General features: G+C 59.8%; 5 protein-coding genes. 4 read left to right on the top strand and 1 reads right to left on the bottom strand.

Features of this window, described 5'->3' with window-relative positions:
• Positions 1-181: 181 nt before the first annotated feature.
• Positions 182-1651, bottom strand: coding sequence for a Cas10/Cmr2 second palm domain-containing protein (locus H1Y01_RS02590; RefSeq protein WP_180538534.1), 1470 nt, complete (start codon positions 1649-1651; stop codon positions 182-184).
• 36 nt (positions 1652-1687) lie between these two features.
• Here H1Y01_RS02590 and H1Y01_RS02585 point away from each other — a divergent pair, with 36 nt between their 5' ends.
• The 4 genes from H1Y01_RS02585 to H1Y01_RS02570 are packed head-to-tail and all read left to right on the top strand — an operon-like array spanning position 1688 to position 6276.
• Entirely contained in the window at positions 1688-3064 is a 1377-nt protein-coding gene (locus tag H1Y01_RS02585; RefSeq protein WP_180538533.1) for an IgA Peptidase M64, read from the top strand.
• A gap of 57 nt (positions 3065-3121) precedes the next feature.
• Positions 3122-4213, top strand: a complete 1092-nt coding sequence (locus H1Y01_RS02580; RefSeq protein WP_180538532.1) for a hypothetical protein — start codon at positions 3122-3124, stop codon at positions 4211-4213.
• Entirely contained in the window at positions 4210-5079 is an 870-nt protein-coding gene (locus H1Y01_RS02575) for a hypothetical protein (protein ID WP_180538531.1), read from the top strand. Before H1Y01_RS02580 ends, H1Y01_RS02575 begins: the two co-directional genes overlap by 4 nt.
• Positions 5080-5082: 3 nt before the next feature.
• A complete protein-coding gene (locus H1Y01_RS02570) occupies positions 5083-6276 on the top strand; it encodes a trypsin-like peptidase domain-containing protein (protein ID WP_180538530.1) in 1194 nt (397 codons plus the stop codon).
• Positions 6277-6298 lie beyond the last annotated feature (22 nt).

Below are 6298 nucleotides of genomic sequence, written 5' to 3'. Positions count from 1 at the left end.
GACGGCCAACAAAGAGAACACAGCCACCTCCACCTCCTCTCCACACAGCCAACTGCCCCAGTCGGGTATCAAACAGCCGTCGTCCATTCCTAAACGCAACTATGCCACCACCACTTCCACGGCCTTCCCGCGGCGGTCGATTGCCTTGCTGCGGTTTAGTTGCTGCCTGCTCTTCTGCCATTTAGACCTCTTTAGAACGCCGCGCCCATTCGAGCGCGACCACGCCGGCCGGTCGCAAACGCAGCTGCTTGCCAGCCGCCGGCCGGATATTGCGCCCCACAATTTCGTTAATCAAATGCAATCGAAGCTTCTGGAATTCCTTTTCGCGCTTCGAGTACGCCGCGCGGTTATAACGGCGCTGAAAACGATAAGCGCGGCGGAGAAGCTTCTCATGATCGACCTGCGTCCCGGCGGCTGCAGACGCTTTGTTGTAGAGGCGCGTCAGGTCCGAAAGGAACTGGCGGCCGGCAGCGCGGAATTCTTCGGTTACGCGCGTCACCGCCTCTTTCAGATCGGCCGCATCCGCTAGCTGATTCCATTCAACCACGCGGTCAAACAGGTAGATGCAATCTTTGTCCGCGGCCTTCGCTAGCGATAGGTTGCGATCGGCTTGGGCCAGCACTTGCGCGAGAGAGTCGCCTTCATTGGCCAGCGCGATCGCCATCGTAATGGTCTTGCCCTCGGCTCCCGGAAAGTCGCTCAGGTTCTCACTCGCGAACCGGTGGAAGGTGCGCTCCATCTCGCCGGCGAAGAGAACCAAAGCATCCCATGCACCGTAAACCGCGAAATCTTCCCCTCCGGCGTGGAGGATCGTGATGCGCCGCCAGAATTCGCCGCCCAGACAGATGGCGTGGACTTCACCGGCGAAGAAGTGCTTGTAGAGCATCGTCAACTGGACGTGCTCTTCGATGGATTGCAAGCGGCGCAGGCGCAGGTCGAACAGGTCAACATCGCCGCGGAGCACGCCCCAAGCCGGATATCCGGTGGCGCGGGCGGCCAACTGTTGCGTGGCGGCGGGTTCGCCTTCTTCGCCATCCTTTTCATCCGCAAGCGCGGTGTGGCGGGCCAGCGTGAGGCCGTCCATGGATAGGTTCGCGGAAACGGGCCAAGTGCGTTTGGCTTCTTCGACGGTGATCACTGCCGGAAGATCGGGGGACCATCCGATCCGGTTTGTCGTCTCTAACGCCCGCGCGAACTCATCCGTAAAGATGGTTTCGGGAGCGCTCGATTGGGCTTCGAACGGGACGAACGATCGGGCGTCCGCCAGCGGCGTGGATTCCTTGCGCTTCAGCTCGTCCTGAAGGCGCTTGCGGACGACGGTCCAGTCGCCCAGATTCTCGGTGGTCGCCCACAGTAAACGGAGCGTGTTGCCGGATGCCAGCGCGATCTGCGTCGCGGAGTGCTTGAGAAACGCTTCGGCCGGTTCACGCACAACGTCGGGCAGGACCAGCAGAAACTGGCCGCCGCCGCTCGACCCGAGTAGAACTCGGGCCAGCTCAAGCTCGGCGAGGAGCGCGCGCGGGACCACTTCACAGACCAGGGAGACCCACAGTGATCGGGCCGCCACCGCAGCATCGGTTGCGCCCGGATCGGAGGTCAGGAATTCGTCCACGCCGAGCAGTTTCCCCTGAATGAGGATCTGAACGGACATGCCTCAGTCAAGGTAACACGTGCGCCACGATGGAGTATGCGCGTCGTTTGGTTTCTCGTTATGGCGGTTTGTGCGTCGGCGGCTTCGGTCCCACGGACCCTGCGGGTCGATTTGTACCACGCGGGAACGGCGTCCGCCGAGGATTTTGCGCTGGACGAGGTGTTGATCGAGGGCCCGTGGCCGGGGCGCCTCGATCGCACGGTCGATGACACCAACCTGGGGAGCTACCGGTTCGAGGTGCGGGAGGCCAAGGACCACCACTTGCTTTACTCGCGCGGGTATTCAAGCATCTTTGCGGAATGGCAAACGACGGATGAGGCGAAGCAGACGCGGCGGACTTACTCGGAGTCGGTCCGTTTCCCGGAACCGGATACCGCGGTCCTGTTGACGATTCAGAAGCGCAACGCGCAGAACCGGTTTGTCGATCTATGGTCCACGGCGGTGGATCCGAAGACGGCCAATCGGAGCGCGGGCTCAAAGCAGTATCGGGTCTGGCCGGTGATTCACCACGGCGCACCGCCGGATAAAGTGGATCTGCTGCTGCTGGGCGACGGGTACTCGCGTCTCGAGATGGCGAAGTGGCATCGCGATGCGGCGCGGTTCGCGGCCATGCTGTTCACGCAATCTCCTTTCAAAGAGCGTCGCGCATCGTTCAACGTGTGGGCGATCGATACTCCGGCGGAGGAGAGTGGCGTGTCGATTCCATCGGACGGAATCTGGCGGCGATCGCCTCTGCGCACCAGTTACGACGCGTTCGGTATCGAGCGTTACGCGCTGGCTTTCGACAACAAACGGCTGCGCGATATCGCGGCGGCCGCGCCCTACGAGTTCATCGAGATCATCATGAACTCCCGCAAATACGGCGGTGGCGGCATCTTCAACCTGTTTGCGACAGTGGCGGCCGATAACGAGCAGAGCGGTTATATCTTTGTGCATGAATTCGGACACCATTTCGCGGGGCTGGCGGACGAATATTACACGTCCGATGTGGCGTACGGCAAGACGGCCGAGCATCCCGAGCCGTGGGAGCCGAACGCAACCGTGGACCCGCATGCGGCTAAGTGGAGCGACCTGATTACGCCCGGCACCCCGCTGCCCACGCCATGGCCCAAGGCGGAATACGAAGCCGCGGAGAAGAAGATTCAGGAGCGGCGCCGGGCCATTCGCGGGGCGCACGCGGACGAGGCGGAGATGGACGCGTTGTTCGCCGAAGAAGCGCGCACGGTGCTGCCTCTGCTGGATGAGGGACCTTATGGGCACGTGGCCGGCGCCTTTGAAGGCGCGGACTATTACGGGTCCGGATACTATCGGCCGGAGGAGAACTGCATCATGTTCACCCGGGCAGTGAAGCGCGGGTTTTGCGCGGTGTGCAGGCGGGGTATCGCGCGCGTGATCGATCTCTATGCGCGGTAAAACGCTATCGACAAGCGCGCCAGAGGCGTATACAATTCGCTGAAGGTCATAGAGAAGATGCCGAAGGACGGCTTAGCTCGCCGGAACTGGATTACATTAGCGCTGCTCGCAGCGGCTGCCGGGGCCGCGGGATGCGCTCCAACGTCCTTCTTCGTGCATCGCCCGCTGTCCACGGTGTGGCTCGGACTGGCTGTTGGCGCGCTAGCCCTGTTTGCTCCCCGGATCTTGAAGAAGAAGATGTCAGCCGCGGATTTCGCCTTTGAGTTCGCGGAAATGTTCGCGTATTCGGCGGTGATGGGTGTCTTCTGGTTGTTTATCTACGGGGCGTTTTTTGCGACCGGGGCTATCATTCATCTGGTTAGCGGCTATCTGTTTGGCGGCGGCTGGCCGCGCGATGCCGGCACGTTTGCATACTGGGTGACCTTTCCCTTCATGATTGCTTTATCGCTCGGCGTCGCGGGAACTTACTGGGAGCGGTTGCGCCAGCGGGTAACAAGCGGAGATGCGCCGGGAATTGCGCTCATATCCAGGTCCCCCATCGCGGGGGTTTTCGCCGTCCTATTCGCATTTGCGGTATACGAGTTAGGATTAGCCCTGGTGATTCGCCGCTGGCCTCTGTTCGGCCTCGGGTTGTTGCAGCTAAGTCTACCCTTGATTTCCCTGCCTTTCTGGCGGCCCGGCGGAGCATCCAATTCAGGCGACGCAAGAAAAGCCATCGGGAACTTATTCACGGCATGTGGTTACGCGGTGACTCTTCAGCCCCGAATGGGAGATGAAAAGACGGATGCCCTGCTTAAACCTCTCGATTTGTTTGCGCAGGGTCAATCGTCCTCGTTCGCGTTGCGGGTAATTGCTTCGAGCGCAGATACGGCGGATTGGACGGCGGCGTCAGGGTTGAGGTCCGCTGTCTCGGCTTACGCGAGCGAACCCGCGGAAGTGCAGTCCTGGGTAGTGCTTCTCGGGATCCGGCCGGACACCAGCCTAGTCGAATTCGGAGTAAAGGAAAGTGTCAAAGTACTCGCGCTGCCAGACGCCGAACTGGTACAACTGGCCAAAAACGAGACGCAGATCCTGGCGCTCCAGCAATTAGCGCTCAAGTACCTCAATCTTCGACCGGACCGCAAAGCGGCTGCGGCGGTAAACGCATGAGCACAGCGGCGGCGATTGTTCTGAATCAGGTCTCCCTGGCGGCCGACCGGCTCGCGCAGCGCGTCGTGGATAAAGTCTCGCCGGAGAGTGCCAAGCTGCCATCGCGGTCGGATTACAGACTATCCGACCCGGTCAAGGCTCTGCTGCAGCCGGCACTCTCGCTGGCAGGGTACGAACTAGCGGAAAAAGAGCGGACGCTATGGAAGAACGTAATTGTACACTCGCTGGCGCAGAAGGGGAATCAGCAACTATCTTTATTCGAGCTGACGTCCGATTTCGCAACCAATCCGCCGGGAATTGAAATCCAACGCTTTGCTTCGCTCGACTATTTCTTTGAAGACCAGGCGCGGCTTTATCTGGTGGCGAAGGACACCGGTGTGCCGAACAAGAGCCTGCGCGATATTTTTAACAGCTGGCTTCGCAATGGCCGTCTGGGTTTTGTGAAGTGGCTGCCCTGGATCGATCTGCAGGATCTGGAAAACGCGGCAGGAGACACAGACCGCCTCAAATGTGTTCAGGACCTGATCGAAGTAAGCACTCAGAACGCGCCTACGCCGCAGAAAACGGTCATGGCGATACAGGATAAGCTGCAACTTATCAAGATACTCGCGGGGATGAATGAGTTCGCAACCGTGCAGACTCGCCACGACACTCTCTTGCTACTCAACCTAGACGAGTTTACCGACTTACCCGAAGATAGCGCGGGTTCGGCGGCGAAAGCTTTGGTGGTGCGGCTGGAACGCGAGCAGAGCAGACCTGAACTCTTGAGCAGCCTGGTGGGTTACATGCTGACATGCAACCTCCCCTCGGCCGTTGCCGACGCGGTGACAAAGCTGCAAGACAAATACCCGTTTCTAAGGAGCTAACGATTGGGAACCTCTCTACAAGTCGGTGAGCGGCTTCACCTGATTCAGGTCCTCTCGGGCGTGGAAGACTTTGCGTTTGCTTCTTCGCGGCGGACCATTCTTAGTGTTGCCAACTTAGACCGGTTTCTACCTAACCTTTCGCTAGACGCGAACACGAAGCAGTTCGTCGGGCAACTACTGGTCACGCTGGAAAAGTATGGCCCGCTGGAAGATCAACCCGGGGTCACCGCGCTCGGCGCACTGCTCGGAATCATTACGGAAACCGATAGCGTTCCCCTGCAAGACCGGAAGTTCGTGGCCGGACTGATTGTGAAGTACACGCTCTCGCGGGACCCGGCTTTTTTGGAAGAGCTACGCACGAAATACGGAATCCAACAAGCGAACAGTGAGGAACCCCCTGTCAGCCCGCAGGCCCCGGCGCCGTCCCGGCTAGCTGCTTCGGCGGCCCCGGAGTTCGCGATTGGCGTGACATCCGAAACCGGCCTCGAGGCCATTATTAATAGCGAAGATAACTTTCTGGATATCGGACTTCTGTCCGGCGCCATTGCGTGTGCACGGGCCGTTTGTCTGGTGGAAGCGCCGCAAGGTACACCTCTCGGCACCGGATTCCTGGTGGCGCCGAACTTAGTACTGACTAACCAGCACGTTTTGAAGAACCAGCAGATGCTCGAGTCCGTGGTGGTGCGCTTCGATTATGTGCGGCAGAACAATGGGCCGGCTTCAGAAGGCCGGGTATTCGCGGCCGACGCGGGTTTCTATCACTCGAGCGCCGAGGATCAACTCGATTACGCTCTGATCCGACTTACCGATTCGCCGCTCGATACGCTGGTGAAGCCCGGAGTTCACCCGGGCTATCTGATGCTTAGCGCGCGTTCGGTGGTAGACCGTGAAAGGGTGAACATTATTCAGCATCCGGGCGGCCGGCCGATGCAGGTGGTATTGACTCAAAATTATGTTGTCAACATTACGGACCGGCGTCTCCAGTACGTTGCCGACACCATGGACGGGTCTTCCGGCTCGCCGGTTTTCGACCAGAACTGGCGGGTGGTCGCGATCCATCACAGTGGGAAGCCCTATCCGCCGGAAAGCGCGTTTGACACGGCGGCGAAAGTCTTCCGTGGGAAGTGGCGGGTGAACGAAGGGATCCCGCTGCGGCCGATACTCAAGGAGATCTCCGAGTACCTTCCCGCTGCTTAATGAAACACAACTTAGAAAGGTT

The organism is Nevskia soli, from assembly GCF_903970205.1.
GTDB lineage: Bacteria > Acidobacteriota > Terriglobia > Bryobacterales > Bryobacteraceae > Bog-113.
Note: the sequence above shows the minus strand (reverse complement) of the source record. Positions and strands in the feature narration are given on the sequence as shown.

Coding starts and splice junctions, on each gene's coding strand:
- H1Y01_RS02590 (WP_180538534.1), bottom strand. CDS start 1,651: ATGTCCGTTCAGATCCTCATTCAGGGGAAACTGCTCGGCGTGGACGAA.
- H1Y01_RS02585 (WP_180538533.1), top strand. CDS start 1,688: ATGCGCGTCGTTTGGTTTCTCGTTATGGCGGTTTGTGCGTCGGCGGCT.
- H1Y01_RS02580 (WP_180538532.1), top strand. CDS start 3,122: ATGCCGAAGGACGGCTTAGCTCGCCGGAACTGGATTACATTAGCGCTG.
- H1Y01_RS02575 (WP_180538531.1), top strand. CDS start 4,210: ATGAGCACAGCGGCGGCGATTGTTCTGAATCAGGTCTCCCTGGCGGCC.